General features: G+C 59.1%; 17 protein-coding genes. 8 read left to right on the top strand and 9 right to left on the bottom strand.

Going from position 1 to position 20,703, the window contains the following annotated elements; translation table 11 throughout:
* The first annotated feature begins 305 nt into the window (after nt 1-305).
* The 5 genes from KUF73_RS17985 to KUF73_RS18005 all read left to right on the top strand — a co-directional run bounded on the left by KUF73_RS17985 (nt 306) and on the right by KUF73_RS18005 (nt 5,216).
* Nucleotides 306-974 carry a GntR family transcriptional regulator gene (locus KUF73_RS17985; RefSeq protein ID WP_218439404.1) on the top strand — a complete coding sequence of 223 codons (669 nt, stop codon included), beginning with the start codon at nt 306-308 and terminating at the stop codon, nt 972-974.
* 133 nt (nt 975-1,107) lie between these two features.
* Nucleotides 1,108-1,914 (top strand): ABC transporter substrate-binding protein, encoded by an 807-nt coding sequence (locus KUF73_RS17990; RefSeq protein ID WP_218439405.1) that lies wholly within the window; start codon nt 1,108-1,110, stop codon nt 1,912-1,914.
* 11 nt (nt 1,915-1,925) lie between these two features.
* Nucleotides 1,926-2,693, top strand: a complete 768-nt coding sequence (locus KUF73_RS17995; RefSeq protein WP_218439406.1) for an amino acid ABC transporter permease — start codon at nt 1,926-1,928, stop codon at nt 2,691-2,693.
* A 1-nt stretch (nt 2,694) separates the two neighbouring features.
* The gene (locus KUF73_RS18000) at nt 2,695-3,474 is read left to right on the top strand and encodes an amino acid ABC transporter ATP-binding protein (RefSeq protein WP_218439407.1); all 780 of its coding nucleotides are present in this window, start codon (nt 2,695-2,697) and stop codon (nt 3,472-3,474) included.
* 131 nt (nt 3,475-3,605) lie between these two features.
* Nucleotides 3,606-5,216, top strand: a complete 1,611-nt coding sequence (locus KUF73_RS18005) for a gamma-glutamyltransferase family protein (protein ID WP_218439408.1) — start codon at nt 3,606-3,608, stop codon at nt 5,214-5,216.
* A 504-nt stretch (nt 5,217-5,720) separates the two neighbouring features.
* Here the strand turns inward: KUF73_RS18005 and KUF73_RS18010 are convergent.
* The gene (locus tag KUF73_RS18010; protein WP_218439409.1) at nt 5,721-6,062 is read right to left on the bottom strand and encodes a DUF6124 family protein; all 342 of its coding nucleotides are present in this window, start codon (nt 6,060-6,062) and stop codon (nt 5,721-5,723) included.
* Nucleotides 6,063-6,191: 129 nt separating this feature from the next.
* Here KUF73_RS18010 and KUF73_RS18015 point away from each other — a divergent pair, with 129 nt between their 5' ends.
* Nucleotides 6,192-6,830 (top strand): LexA family transcriptional regulator, encoded by a 639-nt coding sequence (locus KUF73_RS18015; RefSeq protein WP_218439410.1) that lies wholly within the window; start codon nt 6,192-6,194, stop codon nt 6,828-6,830.
* Between the two features lie 39 nt (nt 6,831-6,869).
* On the opposite strand, the gene KUF73_RS18020 is transcribed toward KUF73_RS18015, so the two are convergent.
* The 4 genes from KUF73_RS18020 to KUF73_RS18035 all read right to left on the bottom strand — a co-directional run bounded on the left by KUF73_RS18020 (nt 6,870) and on the right by KUF73_RS18035 (nt 12,539).
* On the bottom strand, nt 6,870-8,825 hold the full coding sequence (locus KUF73_RS18020) for an acetyl/propionyl/methylcrotonyl-CoA carboxylase subunit alpha (RefSeq protein ID WP_218439411.1): 1,956 nt from the start codon (nt 8,823-8,825) through the stop codon (nt 6,870-6,872).
* Nucleotides 8,825-9,640 carry a gamma-carboxygeranoyl-CoA hydratase gene (locus KUF73_RS18025; RefSeq protein WP_218439412.1) on the bottom strand — a complete coding sequence of 272 codons (816 nt, stop codon included), beginning with the start codon at nt 9,638-9,640 and terminating at the stop codon, nt 8,825-8,827. Before KUF73_RS18025 ends, KUF73_RS18020 begins: the two co-directional genes overlap by 1 nt.
* A gap of 115 nt (nt 9,641-9,755) precedes the next feature.
* Nucleotides 9,756-11,363: a carboxyl transferase domain-containing protein gene (locus KUF73_RS18030; RefSeq protein WP_218439413.1), complete on the bottom strand. Its 1,608-nt coding sequence runs from the start codon at nt 11,361-11,363 to the stop codon at nt 9,756-9,758.
* A 12-nt stretch (nt 11,364-11,375) separates the two neighbouring features.
* Nucleotides 11,376-12,539, bottom strand: a complete 1,164-nt coding sequence (locus KUF73_RS18035; protein WP_218439414.1) for an isovaleryl-CoA dehydrogenase — start codon at nt 12,537-12,539, stop codon at nt 11,376-11,378.
* A gap of 305 nt (nt 12,540-12,844) precedes the next feature.
* On the opposite strand from KUF73_RS18035, the gene KUF73_RS18040 reads away from it, so the two are divergent.
* Nucleotides 12,845-14,539, top strand: coding sequence for an AMP-binding protein (locus KUF73_RS18040; protein WP_218439415.1), 1,695 nt, complete (start codon nt 12,845-12,847; stop codon nt 14,537-14,539).
* Between the two features lie 651 nt (nt 14,540-15,190).
* On the opposite strand, the gene KUF73_RS18045 is transcribed toward KUF73_RS18040, so the two are convergent.
* The 3 genes from KUF73_RS18045 to KUF73_RS18055 form a co-directional block, all read right to left on the bottom strand.
* Nucleotides 15,191-16,090: a hydroxymethylglutaryl-CoA lyase gene (locus KUF73_RS18045; protein WP_218439416.1), complete on the bottom strand. Its 900-nt coding sequence runs from the start codon at nt 16,088-16,090 to the stop codon at nt 15,191-15,193.
* A 147-nt stretch (nt 16,091-16,237) separates the two neighbouring features.
* Nucleotides 16,238-16,639: a MerR family DNA-binding transcriptional regulator gene (locus KUF73_RS18050; protein ID WP_218439417.1), complete on the bottom strand. Its 402-nt coding sequence runs from the start codon at nt 16,637-16,639 to the stop codon at nt 16,238-16,240.
* A gap of 134 nt (nt 16,640-16,773) precedes the next feature.
* Nucleotides 16,774-17,709, bottom strand: coding sequence for a LysR family transcriptional regulator (locus KUF73_RS18055; RefSeq protein WP_218439418.1), 936 nt, complete (start codon nt 17,707-17,709; stop codon nt 16,774-16,776).
* A gap of 188 nt (nt 17,710-17,897) precedes the next feature.
* On the opposite strand from KUF73_RS18055, the gene KUF73_RS18060 reads away from it, so the two are divergent.
* The gene (locus KUF73_RS18060; protein WP_218439419.1) at nt 17,898-19,127 is read left to right on the top strand and encodes an acyl-CoA dehydrogenase; all 1,230 of its coding nucleotides are present in this window, start codon (nt 17,898-17,900) and stop codon (nt 19,125-19,127) included.
* Nucleotides 19,128-19,240: 113 nt separating this feature from the next.
* Here the strand turns inward: KUF73_RS18060 and KUF73_RS18065 are convergent, their stop codons facing one another.
* Complete coding sequence (locus tag KUF73_RS18065) at nt 19,241-20,581, bottom strand: substrate-binding domain-containing protein (protein WP_218439420.1); 1,341 nt, start codon at nt 20,579-20,581, stop codon at nt 19,241-19,243.
* Between the last annotated feature and the right edge of the window lie 122 nt (nt 20,582-20,703).

Consider the following 20,703-nt stretch of genomic DNA (forward strand, 5'->3'; position numbering starts at 1 on the left):
GTTCCTGAAATAGATTTTATGGCGGCTACTTTACACGCAAGCGTAGAGGGTTAGCAGCGCAGAGCAATGGCCGCCGATGAATCGTTGACCCCCGTGTTACTTCTGGCACCGATTTGAGGCCGGCAGGCTCCGGGGTGGGGCATTTTAACTCGTTCGCCCCGCACGGCCGTATTCAGCATCTGCGCTTCTGATCACCAATAACCCAATCTAATCAAATACCTGCAATCCATTAGCGGGATTTGGCATGCATCGTGCTTTTTTGGCTTTATGGATAATTGGATACAAAAATACAAAAGGTGCACCGGATGAAATTTGCCCCTGTCTATACCGAACGCCAGCCCATTACTGCCGAAGAGGAGGCCTACAACTTTCTCCTGGAGGCGATTTGCAAAGGTCGTTACCGCACGGGCGAGCGACTGATTGCCGAGGACATCGCAGGTGAAATCGGCATGAGCCGCATGCCGGTTCGCGAAGCGTTCCGGCGTCTGGATGCCGATGGCCTGGTGACGTTGCGGCCCAATCGCGGTGCCATTGTCCGCGGCTTGAACATCGAGGAAATGCGCGAGGTGTTCGAAATGCGCAGCGCCCTCGAAGGCCTGGCCATTCGAGTGGCGGTGACGAAAATCACCGAGCGCCATTTCAGTCACCTGGAGCGTCTGCTCGACGAGATGGACGAGTACCGCGAGGACGGTGCCGAGTGGGTCAGTCGACATCGCGCCTTCCATGAATACTTGTGCAGCCTGAGCGAGCGCCCGCGCCTGATGCGGCAGATCTCGGCGCTGTACTCGGTGATCGAGCCGCACATGCGCCTGTGGTTGCAGCACGCCGACAAACCCCGCAGCGCCCGTGACGAGCACGCCTCGATTGTTGAAGCGCTGCGTTCCGGCGATCCGGACAAGGCAGCCGCCGTGGTGTGCGAGCACATCGAAGGCACCATTCCGCGACTGATCCAGTTCCTCGAAGCCCATCAATAAACCAACACCCAATCCCTCTGTAGGAGCTGCCGCAGGCTGCGATCTTTTGATCTTTTTGAAAGCAACATCAAAAGATCGCAGCCTTCGGCAGCTCCTACAAGGGACATCCGTTGCAGCCATCAGGAGTCATGCTATGCACAAGCCTTGCGCGTTAGTTGCCTTGTTTACCTTGAGTCTGTGTTCGCAATGGGCGCTCGCCGCCCCTGAGTTACCCGAGCGTTTAAGCAAGAGCGAGAAGATCGTTTATTGCTCCGGCATGGACTCGCCGCCGCTGGTGTCGTTTGACTTGAAGCAAAAACCGGTCGGGCTTCAGGTGGATATGGGTGAAGCGATTGCCCAGCGTTTGGGTGACAAGAAAGTCGAATGGCGAATCTCGCCTTTCGCCGGGCTGATCCCGGCGCTGCTGGCGCAACAGTGCGACATGATCGTCGATCAGTTGTTCGATAAACCCGAACGCCGCGAGGTGATCGACATCGTCAACTTCATGTATTCCAGCCAGTCCATCGTGGTGCCCAAAGGCAATCCGAAATCGGTGAACACCCTGGAAGATTTGTCCGGGCTCAAGGTCGCGGTCAGTAACGGTTCGACCATTCGCGTGCTGCTGGGCAAAGAGAACGAAAAGCTCGAAGCAGCCGGCAAGCCACCGATGAAACTGGTGGTGTACAACGTTGACGCCGATGCCTTCCAGGCCTTGCGCATCAATCAGGTGGACGCCTTCGGCACCACGGTCGAATCCGCCGGCCATTATCAGCAACTGGCACCGGACCTGTTCCAGTCGGCGGTGCCGGCGTTCAACAGGATTCTGACCGGTTTCGGTGTACGCAAAGGCGACCCGCAGCTGACCGCCGCCCTGACCGAAGTTCTGCAAGGCATGCGCGCCGACGGCAGTTACACCGCGCTGCTTGATAAGTGGCATGTCAGCAGCGACAAACTGGACTGAGGACGAACCTGATGAACTTCAATTGGGATGTGTTCTGGCAGTACCTGTTGCAGCCCAGCGATGTCTACCTGACGGGACTGTGGCTGACTTGTCTGATCAGCGTTTCGGCAATGTTGCTCGGTTGTGTGTTGGGGCTGATTGCTGCGTTGATGAAGCTGTCGAGTAACCCGTTGTTGCAGTACCCGGTGCGCTTTTATGTCTGGCTGATGCGCGGCACGCCGTTGCTCGTACAGATCGTTTTTCTGTACACGGCATTGGCGGCGGGCGGGATTTTCCGCTTCGAAGACCTGGACCTTGGCTGGTTCATCGTGCCGGGCAACATCCAGGCGGCGATCATCGCGCTGGGGCTCAACGAAGGCGCGTACATGGCCGAGATCATTCGTGCCGGTATCGGTGCGGTGGACAAGGGCCAATACGAAGCCGGGCGTTCGCTGGGCATGACCTTTCCCAAGTTGATGCGGCGAGTCGTGCTGCCCCAGGCGTTCCGGGTGATCGTGCCGCCACTGGGCAACGAGTTCAACGTGATGCTGAAAAACACCACGCTGGTCAGCGTTATTGGCGTACAGGAATTGCTGTTGAGTACGCAAATGGTGACCTCGGCGACCTTCCGCGTGTTCGAGCTGTATTTGGTAGTGGCCATCTACTTCCTGGCATTGACCACACTCTGGGGCTTCTTCCAGCGCTGGCTCGAAGCACGATTCGGCCAGTCCGATCGCCCGGCACCCGCCGCCAGCCGGATGTTCGGTCGCAATACCATGAAAATGTTGAGAGGGCGTTGAGATGGCGCACATGAGTGAAGAGCTGGTCATCGAAGCGCTGGACGTTCACAAGTCCTTCGGTGACCTGGAAATTCTCAAGGGCATTTCCCTGCAAGTGCGACGAGGAGAAGTGGTGGTGCTGATCGGCGCCTCTGGTTCGGGAAAAACCACCTTCATCCGCTGTATCAATTTGCTGGAAGACATTCAGTCTGGGCAGATTCGCGTTGGCGGCCGGCCGATGGGTTATCGCACCCGTGCCGATGGCAGCCTGGCCCGTGACTCGGAGCGCAATATTGCGCGACAGCGTCGCGACATCGGCATGGTGTTCCAGCGCTTCAACCTGTTCCCGCACATGACGGCGCTGGAGAACATTATCGAAGCGCCCATTCAGGTGTTGGGCGTGTCTCGCGCCGCAGCATTGGAGCAGGCGCGGGCGTTGCTCAAGCGCGTCGGGTTGGCGGAGAAGGCGGATCACTATCCGTCGATGTTGTCCGGGGGCCAGCAGCAGCGCGTGGCCATCGCCCGCGCGCTGGCCATGAAGCCTCAGGCGATGCTGTTCGACGAACCCACCAGTGCGCTGGACCCGGAAACCGTGGGTGAGGTGCTGCAAGTCATGAAGGAGCTGGCTGAGGAGGGCATGACCATGGTCGTCGTCACCCATGAAATGGGCTTTGCCCGTGAAGTGGCCGACCGGGTGGTGGTGCTCGATCAAGGTGAACTGATCGAGCAAGGCCCGCCCGAGCAGATCTTCAGCAACCCGAGCCATGCTCGTACCCGGGCGTTTCTCAGCCGCGTGTTGTAGGCGCGAGCCTTCTCGCGATGGACGTTAACGATGACGCGGACTTCCTGGAAAAACGCGGTGCACTTGAGTCCATCGCGAGCAGGCCCGCTCCTACAGGTTTTTATGAACATTTCTTTTGTGTGAGTCCTGCCATGTTCAAATTTTCTGCCCATGAGTATCCCTACGCGTCACAACGTCAAAGTGTCTTCGCCAAGCGCGGCATGGTCGCCGCCTCACAACCGCTGGCCGCCGAAGCCGGAATTGAAATCATGCGTCGCGGCGGCAATGCCATCGATGCGGCCATCGCCACGGCCGCCGCGCTGACCGTGGTCGAACCCACCGGCTGCGGCATTGGCGGCGACGCCTTTGCGTTGGTCTGGACGCAAAACAAACTGCACGGTTTGAACGCCAACGGCGCTGCCCCGCAGGCGCTGAGCATCGAAGCCGTCAAAGCGGCCGGCTACGAAAAGATGCCATTGCATGGCTGGACACCGGTGACTGTTCCAGGTTGTCCGTCGGCCTGGGCCGAGCTGTCCCGGCGTTTCGGTCGTCTGCCTTTCGCGGACCTGTTGCAGCCAGCAATCAGTCTGGCGCGGGATGGTTTTCCCGTGTCGCCGGTGGTCGCGTTGCAGTGGCAAACCGCGCTGGAGGATTTCACCCCCGATCGCAGCGATGTGCTGGAAAGCTGGTTCGACACCTTCCTGATTGATGGCCGCGCACCCCGCGCCGGTGAACTGTTCCGCAACCCGGCCCAGGCCCGCACCTTGAGCGAACTGGCAAACACCGGATGCGAGAGCCTCTATCGCGGCGCGCTGGCGCAACGGCTGGACGCGCATTCGCGGGCCACCGGTGGCTATCTGCGCGCCAGTGATTTGCAGGACTATCGCGCGCAATGGGTCGAGCCGATCAAGGTCAACTACCGCGGTGTCGATGTCTGGGAGATTCCGCCGAGCGGGCAGGGGCTCGTGGCCTTGATGACGCTGAAGATGCTGGAGGGTTTCGACTTCGATCACCGTGACAGCCAGCAAACCTGGCACCGTCAACTCGAAGCGATGAAACTCGCCTATAGCGATGGCCTGCACTACATCACTGATCCTGAGCACATGCGGGTCGCGGTGGACGACTTGCTGAGCGATCACTACGCCGCCCATCGTCGGGCGCAGATCGGTGAGCAAGCCGTGGCGCCTCAACCGGGTGATCCCCATGCCAGCGGCACGGTGTACCTGGCAACCGCTGATGCGGAAGGCAACATGGTGTCGTTCATCCAGAGCAACTACCACGGGTTCGGCTCCGGTGTGGTGCTGCCCGACAGTGGCATCGCCCTGCAAAACCGTGGCGAAGAGTTCAGCCTGGATCCCGAGCATGCCAATTGCCTGGCACCCGGCAAGAAGACCTTCCACACCATTATTCCGGGGTTTCTCAGCAAGGATGGTGTGGCCATGGGGCCCTTCGGCGTGATGGGCGGCTACATGCAACCGCAAGGGCACGTGCAGATGGTCATGAACCTGGTGGATTTCGGACTCAACCCGCAAGCGGCGCTCGACGCTCCACGCTGGCAGTGGCTGGGCGGGCTGAAGGTCGGCATCGAGCAGAACGCTTCGCGGGATATGGCCGCCGCATTGGCGCGTCGCGGGCATGAGGTGCAAGTGGTGTGCGACCTCACCAGCTACGGGCGCGGGCAAATTATCCTGCGCGATCCTGAAACCGGCGTGTTATGCGGGGGGACTGAACCGCGGGCGGATTCGCATATCGCGGTGTATTGAAGTGCTGGTGGGAAGGCGAGGGCGCCGTGCCTTCGCTTGCCTGCTTTAGTAACTTCTTTGGGGGAAATGACTGCGCAATAGGCTGGGGAAATGAATGAAATCGAGGGGGGCGTCCTCCTTGACGCCGACGCAGCTTAGAGGCTGTGCGATTGATTCTCAAGTGCTATTTGTCGTTAGTTTGGCCCAATGATGCCGGGCTACGCTTGCCAGCCAATATTCTTTTGATATCATCCGCGCCATCGAATTTGCGGCACCTAAAGACTTCATTAGCCTGAAGCTATAAGCCAGAAAACTGGCAAAAAAAAGACCCGGCAAAAAGCCGGGTCAAAAACCGTGATTAGCCTGATGAGGAGATAGTCCAAGGATCCGACCTAAGGTCCCTTGGCCCATCGACTGATCTCGCGACCAGTTGGTGCAATAATAATCATTCTCGTTTGCAAGTCAAATGATTTTATCTGCGTGATTGGAAAATTCTTTCCAGTCCTCTGTTTAAATACCTTCGCCTCACCCGTTCTGATGGCCCTCCAGGGACCGATCTACCATGGCTTTAGCCATATCGATCATATGCACCGTCGAAAACGCCAGATCCCGGCTCGCACCCTGCAAGTGGTTGGCTGATTCGTGCGCCGTAGCTGCAGCACAACGCAGTAGATCCGACGCATGAACCAGTGCCTCTTCACAGCTGATATTTCGGTTCACATCAAAGAAACGCTCCTCGACGCCTTCCTCTGAAACAGCTGGTTTCAAGTAGTAGTCCAACGCGCGCTGCGCAGCGGCAGAGCCTTGAGGCGAGGTGAGGGACGTGTCGATTTGCATGTCAGGCAAGTCATTGACGGGTTGGTTCATGGTGATGGCAAGCTCCGTGATAGATTCAGATCCGTGAATTCATCCTAGTACGATCTGTATTTGTGACCATAAATTAAATACTACAATTTGTGTTTTGATGGCCGGAGTCGCCCACGTATCGTGCCGCACATGGATAAATGGATTGAATTGGTCAAGGCCAAGATGAGTGAACTCAAAGTCACTCAAGAGATACTCGCCGAGCGCCTCGGGATGTCCCAGGGCGGCATCGGGCATTGGCTGACAAAACGCCGGCAACCCGGCATCGACGACATGAATCGTGTCTTGCACGCGCTGGGTCTGGGATTTCTGGAAGTGGCGCTGGTGATCCGGGAGCCACTGGACTCACAGGACGATGAAATTTCGCTGACGCAAAAGTACAACCCGTACTTCCGCTACCCGGTCAGTGACTGGCGGGAAACCAGCGAAGTGCGTGATGGCGAACAGGCCCAGTACCGTTTCGAATTGTCCGATTACCATGCACAAGGCGCGGCATTCTGGTTGACGGTCGCAGGTGATGCGATGACCGCACCCACGGGTCTCAGCATCGCCGAAGGCATGCTGATTCTGGTGGACCCCGACGTGGAGGCGGAGCCAGGCAAGCTGGTGATTGCGCAATGGCCCAGCAGCAGCGAGGCGATTTTTCGCAAGCTGATCGAAGAAGGCGGGCAGCGTTACCTGGTCCCGCTTAATCCGACGTACCCGAAAGCCCTTTTCACCGAAGAGTGCCGAATCATCGGCGTGGTGGTTCAGGCAACAGCCAAGTTTTAATCAGATCGGTCCTCGCATGGCGTAGGACCGATCCTCTTTTCACGCTTCTTCCAGTTCGACCAGCGCACTGCCTTCGCTGACCATTTCGCCTTCCTGGCAATACAGCGCCTTGATCACCCCTGCGTGTGGTGCTCGGATACTGTGCTCCATCTTCATCGCTTCCAGCACCACCAGTTGCGCTCCGGCTTCAACCGCTTGACCGGCCTCTACCAGCACACGAACGATGCTTCCGTTCATCGGTGCGGTCAGCCCGCCCTGATGGCTGTGGCTGGCTTCGACAGCACTGATCGGGTCGTAGGACTCGATGCGGCGCAGTTCACCCTCCCATTGCAGGTACACCCCTGCGCCACGGCGGATCGCCCGATGCTGGCGGCGTACACCGTCGTGCTCGGTCAGCAATTGCTCGCCCTTGAGTTGCGCGGTTTGGATGTTGAGGTTGCCCAATGTCAGCGCCCTGTCTTGCCCTTCGCAGCTCAAATGCAGAGTGATTTCTGTCGGCAGTCCCGCCCGGAAACCGTTGCTGTTGGCCCATGGCGAGCTCAGGTCATCGGCGCGAAATGAATGAGGCTGGCTCTGGGCAAACGCCTGGGCGGCGGCTTGCCAGAATTCATCGCTCAGTGCGGCAGGCGGTGGCAGCAGTTGTTCCTGATAACGCGGAATGAACCCGGTATCCAGTTCGGCTGCGGCAAATGCCGGGTGGCCGATGATTCGGCGCAGGAAATTGATATTGGTCTTGAGCCCGCCAATCGCAAATTCATCGAGCATGCTCAACAATCGCAAGCGCGCCTGTTCACGGTCTTCGCCCCAGGCGATCAGTTTGCCGAGCATCGGGTCGTAGAACGGCGAAATGTCGTCGCCTTCTTCGACGCCACTGTCCACTCGACGGCCCGGACCTTGTGCGGATTCGCGATACAACTCCAGGCGCCCGGTTGCAGGCAGAAAATCATTGCCCGGGTCTTCGGCATACAGCCGCACTTCAATGGCATGGCCGATCAGCGGAACCTGTTCCTGAGTCATCGGCAGGGCTTCACCACGCGCCACACGAATCTGCCAGGCCACCAGGTCGAGGCCGGTAATGGCTTCGGTGACGGGGTGCTCGACTTGCAGACGCGTGTTCATCTCCATGAAGAAGAACTCGCCGCGCGCGTCCAGCAAGAATTCCACAGTGCCAGCACCGACGTAACCGATGGCTTGCGCCGAACGCACTGCCGCTTCACCCATGGCGCGGCGCAATTGCGGACTAAGGCCTGGTGCGGGTGCCTCTTCGACGACTTTTTGGTGTCGACGCTGGATGGAGCAGTCACGTTCGTTGAGATACAGGCAGTTGCCATGCTGGTCGGCGAACACCTGGATTTCCACGTGGCGTGGTTGGAGCAGGTACTTCTCCACCAGCATCCGCGAATCGCCGAACGACGACAGTGCTTCACGCTGGGCCGAGGCCAGGGCTTCGGCCAGTTGGCTGACGTCCTCGACCACTTTCATGCCTTTACCGCCACCACCGGCGGTAGCCTTGAGCAGCACCGGGTAGCCGATGCGTTCGCAGGCAGCGCGGAAGGTGTCCAGGTCTTGCGCCTCGCCGTGATAACCAGGCACCAGCGGCACGCCAGCGGTTTCCATCAAGGCCTTGGCCGCGGATTTGCTGCCCATGGCGTCGATGGCCGAGGCGGGCGGGCCGAGGAAAATCAGACCGGCCGCTTCGATCGCACGGGCGAACCCGGCGTTCTCCGACAAAAAGCCATAACCGGGGTGGATTGCCTGAGCACCGCTGGCCTTGGCGGCGGCGATCAGTTTGTCGATTTGCAGGTAGCTCTCGGCAGCTTTGCTGCCACCCAGGTCGACGCGAATGTCGGCTTCGCGGCTGTGGCGAGCATCACGGTCGGTGGCGCTGTGTACGGCCACAGTGGTCAGGCCCAGAGCCTTGGCGGTACGCATCACCCGGCAAGCGATTTCGCCGCGGTTGGCCACCAGCAGGGTAGTGAGGACAGGTGCGCTCATCAACGCGGCTCCTTGGTGGTGGTTTCGTCCTGCCAGCTCGGCGGACGTTTTTGCAGAAAAGCGCGCAGGCCTTCCTGGCCCTCGGGACTGACACGGATTCGCGCGATGGCATTTTCGGTGTAGCGACGCAGTGACGGCGTCAGCGAGCCGTCGCCGACTTCGCGCAGCAGGTCCTTGCTGGCACGCATGGCGGCGGGGCTGTTGAGCAGCAGGTTGTCGATCCACTGTTCGACGTTCTGTTCCAGCTCAGAGGAAGGATAACTCTCCGACAACAAACCGATTTCCCGAGCCCGTTGTCCGCCGAAACGTTCAGCGGTCAAGGCATAACGCCGTGCCGCGCGTTCGCCAATGGCTTGCACCACGAACGGGCTGATCACGGCCGGCGCCAGGCCGATGCGCACTTCCGACAGGCAGAATTGTGCTTCATCGGCACCAATGGCCATGTCGCAGCAACTGATCAGGCCCAAGGCACCACCGAAGGCTGCACCTTGCACCACTGCCAGGGTCGGAACTTTCAGTTTGGCGAGGTTGTACATCAACTCCGCCAGTTCCCGAGCGTCGTCGAGGTTGGTGTGGTAATCGAGTTCGGCCGATTGCTGCATCCAGGCCAGGTCGGCACCGGCACTGAAATGTTTACCGCGGCCGCGCACCAACAGGAAACGCAGGCTGGCATCGCTCGCCACCTTGTCCATCGCGATGATCAGTTCACGGATCATCTCGGCGTTGAACGCATTGTTCTTTTCTTCGCGGCTTAGCCACAGGGTCGCAAAACCACGCGGGTCGGTCTGCAGTTCGAGGGTGTTGAAGTCGCTCATGTTCGTCCGTCTCCACGGTCTCTGTAGGAGCGAGCTTGCTCGCGATTGCGGTGTGTCAAATGACCATGATGGGGACTGACACTCCATCGCGAGCAAGCTCGCTCCTGCAAGAAAATCACATCCGGAACACGCCGAAGCGGCTCGGTTCGATTGGCGCATTCAGCGACGCCGACAAGGCCAGGCCCAAGACATCGCGGGTCTGTGCCGGGTCGATGACACCGTCGTCCCACAAGCGCGCACTGGAATAGTAGGGGTGGCCCTGTTCTTCGTACTGGTCGAGGATCGGTTGCTTGATGTCGGCTTCCTGCTCGGCGCTGAAACCCTGGCCACTGCGCTCGGCCTGCTCGCGCTTGACCTGCACCAGCACACCAGCAGCTTGTTCGGCGCCCATCACGCCGATGCGCGCGTTCGGCCACATCCACAGGAAACGTGGGTCGTAAGCCCGGCCGCACATGCCGTAGTTACCGGCGCCGAAGCTACCGCCGATGATCACGGTGAATTTCGGCACCTTGGCGCACGCTACGGCGGTCACCAGTTTCGCGCCGTGCTTGGCAATGCCGCCGGCCTCGTATTTCTGGCCGACCATGAAACCGGTGATGTTTTGCAGGAACAGCAACGGGATGCCGCGCTGACAGGCCAGTTCAATGAAATGCGCGCCTTTCTGCGCGGCTTCGGCGAAGAGGATGCCGTTATTGGCGAGGATCGCGATCGGGTAACCGTGCAGGTAGGAAAAGCCGCATACCAGCGTAGTTCCGAACAAGGCTTTGAATTCGTCGAACACCGAACCGTCCACCAGCCGTGCGATGACTTCGCGCACGTCAAACGGTTGCTTGGCATCGGCCGGGACCACGCCGTACAGCTCGTCGCTGTTGTACAGAGGGGCGATGGGCGTGCGTTGCTGCAGTTCGCCAAGCTTGCGCCAGTTGAGGTTGGCGACACTGCGTCGAGCAATGGCCAGGGCGTGTTCATCGCTCTCGGCGTAGTGGTCGGCCACCCCGGAAATCTTGCAGTGCACATCGGCCCCACCGAGATCTTCGGCGCTGACCACTTCACCAGTCGCCGCTTTTACCAGCGGCGGGCCGGCCAGGAAGATGGTCGCTTGCTCGCGAACCATGATCGCTTCGTCGGCCATCGCCGGGACATAAGCGCCGCCAGCGGTGCAAGAGCCCATGACCACGGCAATCTGCGGGATGCCCATGGCGCTCATGTTGGCCTGGTTGAAGAAGATTCGACCGAAGTGCTCACGGTCCGGAAACACTTCGTCCTGACGCGGCAGGTTGGCGCCGCCGGAGTCCACCAGATAAATACACGGCAGGCGATTCTGCTGGGCGATGGTCTGGGCACGCAGGTGCTTTTTCACGGTCAGCGGGTAGTACGAACCACCTTTCACCGTGGCGTCGTTGGCGACGATCATGCATTCGACGCCTTCGACACGGCCGATCCCGGCAATCACACCAGCGGCCGGCACGTCTTCGCCGTACACCTCGTAGGCCGCCAATTGGCTGATTTCGAGAAACGGCGAGCCTGGATCGAGCAGACGATTGATGCGCTCGCGCGGCAGCAATTTACCGCGCGAAGTGTGGCGTTCTTGCGCCTTAGGACCGCCACCTTGCGCCACTTGGGCGAGCAGAGTGTGCAGGGCGTCGACCTGTTTGAGCATCGCCGCACTGTTGGCGGCGAACTCCGCCGAACGAGGGTTGAGCTGGGTATGCAGGATAGCCATGGACAGCTCCGTTTAGCGGGTTTCGTTGAACAGTTCGCGACCGATGAGCATGCGACGGATCTCACTGGTGCCGGCGCCGATTTCGTACAGCTTGGCGTCTCGCAGCAGACGACCAGCCGGGAATTCGTTGATGTAGCCATTGCCACCGAGAATCTGGATCGCGTCGAGGGCCATTTGCGTGGCGCGTTCGGCGCTGTAGAGGATCACGCCAGCGGCGTCCTTGCGTGTGGTCTCGCCGCGCTCGCATGCCTGGGCAACCGCGTACAGGTAGGCGCGGCTGGCATTGAGTTGGGTGTACATGTCAGCGACTTTGCCCTGGATCAGCTGGAATTCGCCGATGCTTTGGCCGAACTGTTTGCGGTCATGGATGTACGGCACGATCAAGTCCATGCAGGCCTGCATGATCCCCGTCGGGCCGCCCGAAAGCACAACGCGCTCGTAGTCGAGGCCGCTCATCAGGACTTTCACGCCGCCGTTGAGCACGCCGAGAATGTTTTCTTCCGGTACTTCAACGTCATCGAAAAACAGCTCGCAAGTGTTCGAGCCGCGCATGCCGAGCTTGTCGAATTTGTTGCTGCGGCTGAAGCCTTTCCAGTCGCGCTCGACAATGAACGCGGTGATACCGTGTGGGCCTTTTTCCAGGTCGGTCTTGGCGTAGATCACGTAGGTGTTGGCGTCCGGGCCGTTGGTGATCCAGGTCTTGCTGCCATTGAGCACGTAGCGATCGCCACGCTTGTCGGCCCGCAGCTTCATCGATACCACGTCGGAACCGGCATTCGGCTCGCTCATGGCCAAGGCGCCGATATGCTCGCCACTGATCAGCTTCGGCAGGTATTTGGTTTTTTGCTCGTGATTGCCGTTGCGGTTGATCTGGTTGACGCAGAGGTTGGAGTGCGCGCCGTAGGACAGGGCCACCGAAGCCGAGCCACGACTGATTTCTTCCATGGCTACAACGTGGGCCAGATAACCCAGGCCCGCGCCGCCGTACTCTTCCGGGACAGTGACACCCAGCAGGCCCATGTCGCCGAATTTGCGCCACAGGTCGGCGGGGAAGAGGTTATCGATGTCGATTTGAGCGGCGCGCGGGGCGATCTCTTTGGCGACGAAGGACTGAACCTGATCGCGCAACATGTCGATGGTTTCACCGAGGGCAAAGTTCAGGGATGGGTAGCTCATGGGTCACCTTTTGGCTTTTTTTGTAGGGGTGGGGAGGGCAGTGATTCAACTCTCACCTTTACGTTAACGTAAGCCTGTGACGAATGGCTGTCAATCACCCTTTACGTTAACGTCAACTTGAGCGAGAGTAGGGGCAGTTCAAGATAGAACGCGGACCAATCTCTGTAGGAGCGAGCGTGCTCGCGATGAGCCTGAAGGCGACGCATTTTTCGGACTATACGCGTCATCGTTGACCTCCATCGCGAGCAAGCTCGCTCCTGCAGGTAACCGCTGGTAGCCCATTAATAAAGACAATAGGGGTCGTCATGGATCAACCCAGTGTAAACCCGCAGCGCAGCTACACCCGTGGCTCACAGGACAAAGCCTTGCTGGCGATGACCATTGGCCAGGCGTTCGACAACACCGTCGCTCAGCATCCGAACGGGGAGGCGCTGGTGGTGCGCCATCAACAGCTGCGCTACACCTGGCGACAACTGGCGGACGCTGCAGACCTGCATGCCAGAGCGCTGTTGGCGCTGGGCCTGCAGACTGGCGACCGTCTCGGTATCTGGGCACCCAACTGTGCACAGTGGTGCATCAGTCAGATTGCCAGTGCAAAAATCGGCGTGATCCTGGTCAATATCAACCCTGCTTACCGCAGTTCCGAACTCGAATACGTATTGAAGCAATCCGGCTGCCAATGGCTGGTCTGCGCCGGGGCCTTCAAGACGTCCAACTACCACGTCATGGTGCAAGGCCTGGTACCGGAACTGGCGCAGCAGTCCATCGGAAAATTGCACAGTGAACGCCTGCCAGAACTGCGCGGCGTCATCAGTCTGGATGCGCAGCCGCCCGTCGGTTTCCTGCCGTGGTCGCAGCTGGCGGATCTGGCGGGCAGCGTCTCGGTGGAGCAGTTGCACGAACGCCAGGGCAGCCTGCATTTCGATCAAGCGGTGAATATTCAGTACACCTCCGGCACCACCGGTTTTCCCAAAGGCGCGACCCTCAGTCACTACAACATTCTCAACAACGGTTACATGGTCGGTGAGAGCCTTGGCCTGACCGCCGCTGATCGCCTGGTGATCCCGGTGCCGCTGTATCACTGCTTCGGTATGGTCATGGGCAATCTCGGCTGCATTACTCACGGCAGTACGATGATTTACCCCAACGATGCCTTTGATCCGCTGTTGACGTTGAACACCGTCGTCGAAGAAAAAGCCACGGCGCTGTACGGTGTGCCGACCATGTTCATCGCCATGCTCGATCAGCCGCAGCGTGCGGAGTTTGATCTGTCGAGTCTGCGTACCGGGATCATGGCGGGGGCGACGTGTCCCATCGAGGTGATGCGTCGGGTCATCAGCGAAATGCACATGAGTGAAGTGCAGATTGCCTACGGCATGACGGAAACCAGTCCGGTGTCGTTGCAGACCGGTCCGTCAGACGACCTGGAATTGCGTGTTACCACCGTCGGACGTACTCAGCCGCAACTCGAAAGTAAAATCATCGACGAGGCGGGCAACCTGGTCCCGCGGGGCACTATTGGCGAACTGTGCACCCGCGGTTATAGCGTGATGCTCGGTTACTGGAAAAATCCTGAAGGCACGGCAGAAGCTATCGATCAGGCGGGATGGATGCACACCGGTGACCTGGCGAGCATGAACGACGAGGGCTATGTGTGCATTGCCGGGCGTAACAAGGACATGATCATTCGTGGCGGTGAGAACGTTTATCCGCGGGAGCTGGAAGAGTTCTTCTTTACCCACCCGGCGGTGGCAGACGTGCAGGTGATCGGAATTCCTTGTTCGCGTTACGGCGAAGAGATTGTCGCCTGGATCAAGTTCCACCCCGGCCACAGCGCCACCGAGCAGGAGCTGCAAACCTGGTGCAAGGAGCGCATTGCGCACTTCAAGACGCCGCGTTACTTCAAATTCGTCGAGGAGTTTCCGATGACAGTGACCGGCAAGATCCAGAAATTCCGCATGCGTGAAATAAGCATCGAGGATCTCAAAGCGTCACGGTAAAAAAATAAGAAGACCGCAGCCTTCGGCAGCTCCTACAGGTGCACACAAAACCATGTAGGAGCTGCCGAAGGCTGCGATCTTTTAAAAAGCCAAACACCAGACAGCACAAAGGGGAGCCGAAGCTCCCCTTTAATTTTTCGTTGCGCGTGCTCTTTTTTTATTATTGAGGGGCGGTCTGTTTTTGTTTTTGGTAACCGTGACCCTTTACCGCTGTTTTTTTCGATCCCCATCCGGGATCAAGAGCAAACGTATTTTTTTGAGCGCTGATCTACTTTTTCGCTAAGCGATCCAACCAGTTCGGGAGCTACCTCAAGGTAGTTTTATTGTTCTCTGCCCGGTTGCGGGTTACTCCGAAAAGCACCCTGAAAAGCACATCTTCTCCAAAAAAATCTGTTAGCTGCGTCTCTGCCGTGTTGTTTTTGTTATGTCAGAGTCGTTACGTCTTGTTTTTATTAGGTTTGCCGCTTTTTTTATTCTTGTTATGCAATAGAGATAGCAGGTGTCGTGCCAACTTTTAAAAACCCTTTAAAATCAACAGTTTGAAATTTTGTAAGGTTTTTCACTCAGGCAAACCCTGACAATTTGTTTCCGTGTTACTCGCTTTTGCCCACGTTTCAGATACAGCGGTAACACCTGGACACATCCGCGCACTCACTGTGCGCTTCGGGCCTTGGCCACACGCGAACCGGTCGGGCGGCCCAGCACGCTGCAAATCTGCTGGCCGGCCAGGATCAACGTATCCAGGTTGATTCCGGTTTCAATTCCCAGCCCGTTGAGCAGGTAAACCACGTCTTCCGTGGCGACGTTACCGCTGGCGCCCTTGGCATACGGGCAGCCGCCGAGACCAGCGATAGAGCTGTCGAACACCGAGATGCCTTCCAGCAGGCTGGCGTAGATGTTGGCCATTGCCTGGCCGTAGGTGTCGTGGAAGTGCCCGGCCAGTTTGTCCCGTGGCACGACGGCCGAGACCACATCGAACATCTTGCGGGTCGCGCCAGCGGTACCGGTACCGATGGTGTCGCCCAACGAAACCTCGTAGCAGCCCATGGCGTAGAGCTCGCGGGCGACGTGGGCGACCTGTTCCGGCGTGACGTTACCTTCATAGGGGCAGCCCAGCACACAGGACACGTAACCCCTCACTGACACACCGTGTTGTTTGGCCGCATCCATGATCGGCACGAAACGCTCCAGGCTTTCGCTGATCGAGCAATTGATATTGCGTTGTGAGAACGCTTCGGACGCGGCGGCAAACACCGCAACTTCCTTGACCCCGGAGGCGAGGGCATCTTCAAAACCGCGAAGGTTGGGGGCGAGTGCGCCGTAGGTCACACCCGGTTTGCGCTGGATCTGCGCGAAGACCTCGGCAGAGCCTGCCATCTGTGGCACCCATTTGGGCGAGACGAAACTGCCGACTTCTATATAGCCGAGGCCCGCGGCCGTCAGTGCATCGACCAGTTGCACCTTGTCGGCGACGCTGATGGGTTGGGCTTCGTTTTGCAGACCGTCGCGGGGGCCGACTTCGACAAGGCGTACTTTGGTTGGAAGGGACATGGGATTGGACCTGTGCTGATTGTCTGATGCTCAGAGAACCCTGTAGAAGCCGAGCTTGCTCGCGATGGCGCTCTTTCAGTCAACATCAATGTTGAAAGTCACGCCCTCATCGCGAGCAAGCTCGGCTCCTACAGTGGATGGGCGGGTTTACTGAATGACTTCCTGACTCTTGATCGTCTGCTCCAGCGCCTGGATGCAACGCTCCTGCGCGGTATCCAGTTCAAGCTTCATCTGTTCGATGTCGAGCATCTGCTGCTCCAGCTGTTCGCGACGTTCGGCGATTTTGGTCAGCATGGTTTGCAGCTGTTTTTGATTGCCACCGGTGGGGTCGTAGAGCTCGATCAGCTCACGGCACTCGGCGAGTGAGAAGCCGATGCGCTTGCCCCGCAGGATCAGCTTCAGGCTGACCTTGTCACGGGGCGAATAGATCCGTTCCTGACCGCGCCGTTCCGGGCTGAGCAGGCCTTGCTCTTCATAGAATCGAATCGCCCGGGTGGTGATATCGAGCTCGCGGGCAAGGTCGGAAATGCTGTAGGTCTGGCTGCTCATGGGCGCGCTCGCAAAAGGTCATGGCGCTAAGCTAATGTCAGGTTGACGTTTACGTCAAGGGAGAAAAGATCGCAGCCTTCGGCAGCTCAGAGCATTCCAAGGAGCTGCCGCAGGCTGCGATCTTTTGATCTTCATCAAACCACCTGCTTATCCAGCTTTTTCTCGTGCGCCGTCACCTGCTGGCACAACTCGATCATCTGCTCGCGCATCCAGCGGTTGGCCGGGTCCTGGTCGGTGCTTTCGTGCCAGTAGAGATGGGTTTCCACGGGCGGTACGTCGTTGACCGGCAGGCTGAAAGCATGCAGGTCATTACGGCGGGCGAAGCGTTCCGGCACGGTCATGACCATGTCTGTCTGCTGCAACACTTGCGAGGCCATCAGGTAATGCTGTGAGCGCAGGGCGATCTTGCGCTGGATGCCCATCTTGCCCAGGGCCAGGTCGACATGGCCCAGACCGCTGCGGCGGCTGGAGATGTGGATGTGGGTCAGGCCCAGGTAATCATCGAGGGTGAATTTTTCTTTGCCGGCCAGAGGATGTCCCTTGCGCATGGCACACACGTAGCGATCTTCCATCAACTTGACGTGACGCACTTGCGGGTCGGTGTTGAGCGGCGCATCCACCGCGAAGTCGAGGCGACCGGCGGCCAGCTCCTTGGTGGTCTCGCGGCGTTTGGACAGGAAGCTCTCAATGATCACCGTCGGCGCCAGGCGGCGCAGGCGCTGGAACAGCGGTGGCAGGATCACCGCTTCGGTGAGGTCGGTCATGCTGATGCGATAGGTCTTGACCGCCTGCAGCGGGTTGAAAATGCGGCTTTCCTGTACCGATACGCGCAATAGCGAGAGCGCGTTACGCACCGGGCCGATAATGTTCTGGGCCATCGGCGTCGGCACCATGCCTTGGGCAGTACGCACGAACAACGGGTCGTTGAAGGTCTCGCGCAGACGGGCCAGGGCGTTCGACACCGCCGGTTGGGTGATGCCGACAATCTGCCCGGCGCGGGTCAGGTTGGCTTCGGTGTAGATCGCGTCGAAGACGATGAAAAGGTTGAGGTCGACCTTGCTCAGATTCATGCGCTGCACTCTTGTTTTTAGGGGCGTCTTGATCGGACCCGAGGGCCTTGCCAATCAGCCGATCATATATCGGTGATGAATGTTAATACACGCCGAGAATAGGCTAGGTAAATTTTCGTAGTTGTTCTAGCATCGATTGCATGACCTGAACAACTCATCGAAACCCCGTTAAAAAGGTAGAGCTGCCCATGGATTTCGCTTATTCGCCCAAGGTGCAACAACTGCGTGAGCGCGTGACCGCGTTCATGGACACCTACGTTTATCCCGCCGAAGCCGTGTTCGAGCGCCAAGTCGCCGAGGGCGATCGCTGGCAGCCGACGGCAATCATGGAAGAACTCAAACTCAAGGCCAAGGCCGAAGGCTTGTGGAATTTGTTTCTCCCTGAGTCCGAACTCGGCGCCGGCCTGACCAACCTCGAATACGCACCCCTGGCGGAAATCATGGGACGCTCGTTGCTGGGCCCTGAGCCGTTCAATTGCTCCGCGCCGGACACCGGCAACATGGAAGTGCTGGTGCGCTACGCTAATGAAGAACAGAAACAACGCTGGCTAGAACCGCTGTTGCGCGGCGAGATTCGCTCCGCGTTCGCCATGACTGAGCCGGACGTTGCGTCCTCCGATGCCACCAACATGGCCGCCCGAGCCGTGCGCGATGGTGACGAGTGGGTGATCAACGGCAAGAAATGGTGGACCTCCGGCGCCTGTGATCCACGCTGCAAGATCCTGATCTTCATGGGCCTGAGCAACCCCGACGCGCCGCGCCATGCCCAGCACTCGATGATTCTGGTGCCGGTCGATACCCCCGGCGTGAAGATCGTGCGTCCGCTGCCGGTGTTCGGTTACGACGACGCGCCGCACGGCCATGCCGAAGTGCTATTCGAAAACGTGCGGGTGCCGTACGAAAACGTCCTGCTGGGCGAAGGACGCGGCTTCGAAATCGCCCAAGGCCGCCTCGGCCCTGGCCGGATTCACCACTGCATGCGTTCGATCGGCATGGCTGAACGCGCACTGGAATTGATGTGCAAGCGCTCGGTGAACCGTACGGCGTTCGGCAAGCCGCTGGCACGCCTGGGTGGCAACATCGACAAGATCGCCGACTCGCGGATGGAGATCGACATGGCGCGCCTGCTGACCTTGAAAGCGGCGTACATGATGGACACCGTTGGCAACAAAGTGGCCAAAAGTGAAATCGCGCAGATCAAGGTCGTGGCGCCGAACGTGGCCTTGCGGGTGATCGACCGGGCGATCCAGATTCATGGCGGGGCAGGGGTTTCAAATGATTTCCCGCTGGCCTACATGTATGCGATGCAGCGAACTCTGCGCCTGGCCGATGGCCCGGACGAAGTGCACCGCGCGGCGATCGGCAAGTTCGAGATCGGCAAGTACGTGCCGAAGGAAATGATGCGTAGCAGTCATTAAGACCGAGTCATCGTTCTTCGCGGGCAAGCCTCGCTCCTACAGGTTTAGTGTGACCTGTAGGAGCGAGGCTTGCCCGCGAAGGCGTCCGCCTATTCAACACAGCAACATGAGATTCAGTAAACCCAAACCTCAACCCGCCGATTCTTGATCCGCCCTTCATCCGCGCTATTGGCCGCCACTGGCATCTCGGCGCCAAAGCCACGAATCTCGCGGAACACCACGCCGCTTTTCACCAGTTCTCGTCGCACCGCCATGGCCCGCAACTTCGACAGTAGATCGGCGCGTGCCGGGTCGCTCTTGGCATCGCCAAATCCCACCAGTGTTACCTGCCGATCGGTTTTGTCGTGTTGCTTTATATAGTCGAGCACCCGTGAAAGGTCCTGCCGTGCCTTGTTGTCCAGGCTGGCGCTGCCTTCTTCGAAGCGAAAGTTCACGGTCAGTCGCTGGGCGTGACGGCTGAGCGCCTGATAACCCTCGGGCATCAACGCATTCGGCGTGACGGCCATGGCCTGCACCGTCTGGGCGATAAAACCGTTGGCGGCGACAATCGCCTGGCCCTGGCTGCTCTGGGCGAACGCTACCAGCGCTTCGGCCCAGGGATTGTTCCCGGCAGGCGGCAGGTAAAAGAACAATCGGCGCGACAGCGGGTAGTCTTCCGTGGCGATCAGGCTGTTGAGCGGCAACATGGCCTGGGATTGACCGTCGACAATCGCCACGGCCTTGGCCTGACGCACGTAGGGCAAGCCGATAAAACCGATAGCTTGCGGGTCCAGGCTGACAGCGTCGGACAACTGCTCGCTGGATTCGAACCGTTTCGCCGCGCTGCTCAGGTTTTTCCCACGGCTGCTGAGGACTAATTCCTTGAAGGTGTCGTACGTGCCGGACTGATCATCCCGTGCATACAGATGAATCGTTCCACCGCTGCCGCCGAGTTCTTCCCAGGTTTTGGCTTCGCCACTGAAAATGCGCGCCAGTTGCACGGTGTTGAGTTGGTTCAGCGGGTTTTGCGGGTGAAGGATGATCGCCAGGCCGTCGATCGCGATAACCTGTTCGGCGCCGGCGCTTTTCAGATCGCCGAGCATCTGCAGGTCAACCACCTCGCTGTCCTTGATCGGACGCGATGAAGCGGCGAGGTCGGCGTTGGCGGTTTTCAGTGCGGTGAAACCGGTGCTGGAACCGTGGGCCGCGAGTTCCACCTCGACCCGGCGTCCTTGTAGGGTTTCACCAACGATCCGCAGCTCGTTGGCCTTGTCCGGGGCTTCGCTGTGCACCTTTAGCAGACCCTGTTCACGCAACAACCCTTCGACCAGCGCCGGACCCAGTGCCGCGCCGATGGTGTTGGAACCCTGGATGCGTAGCACCGGGCCATGGTCGGGCACCGGCAAGCCGCTGGCCGCGGCCATTTGTGGCAGCCAATTGCACAGCATCAACAGGAACAACACGCGCAGCGTCATGCCGGCACCTTAAATAGCCAAAGGAGGTGCCAGGAGATTAAGTCAGTAAGGTTTCCAAAAAATGACAGATCAAAAGATCGTCCGAACGCGGCCCGATCCTGCGGCAGTGGGATTTGCATTCA

Source organism: Pseudomonas sp. PD9R (assembly GCF_019200975.1).
Taxonomy (GTDB): Bacteria; Pseudomonadota; Gammaproteobacteria; order Pseudomonadales; family Pseudomonadaceae; genus Aquipseudomonas.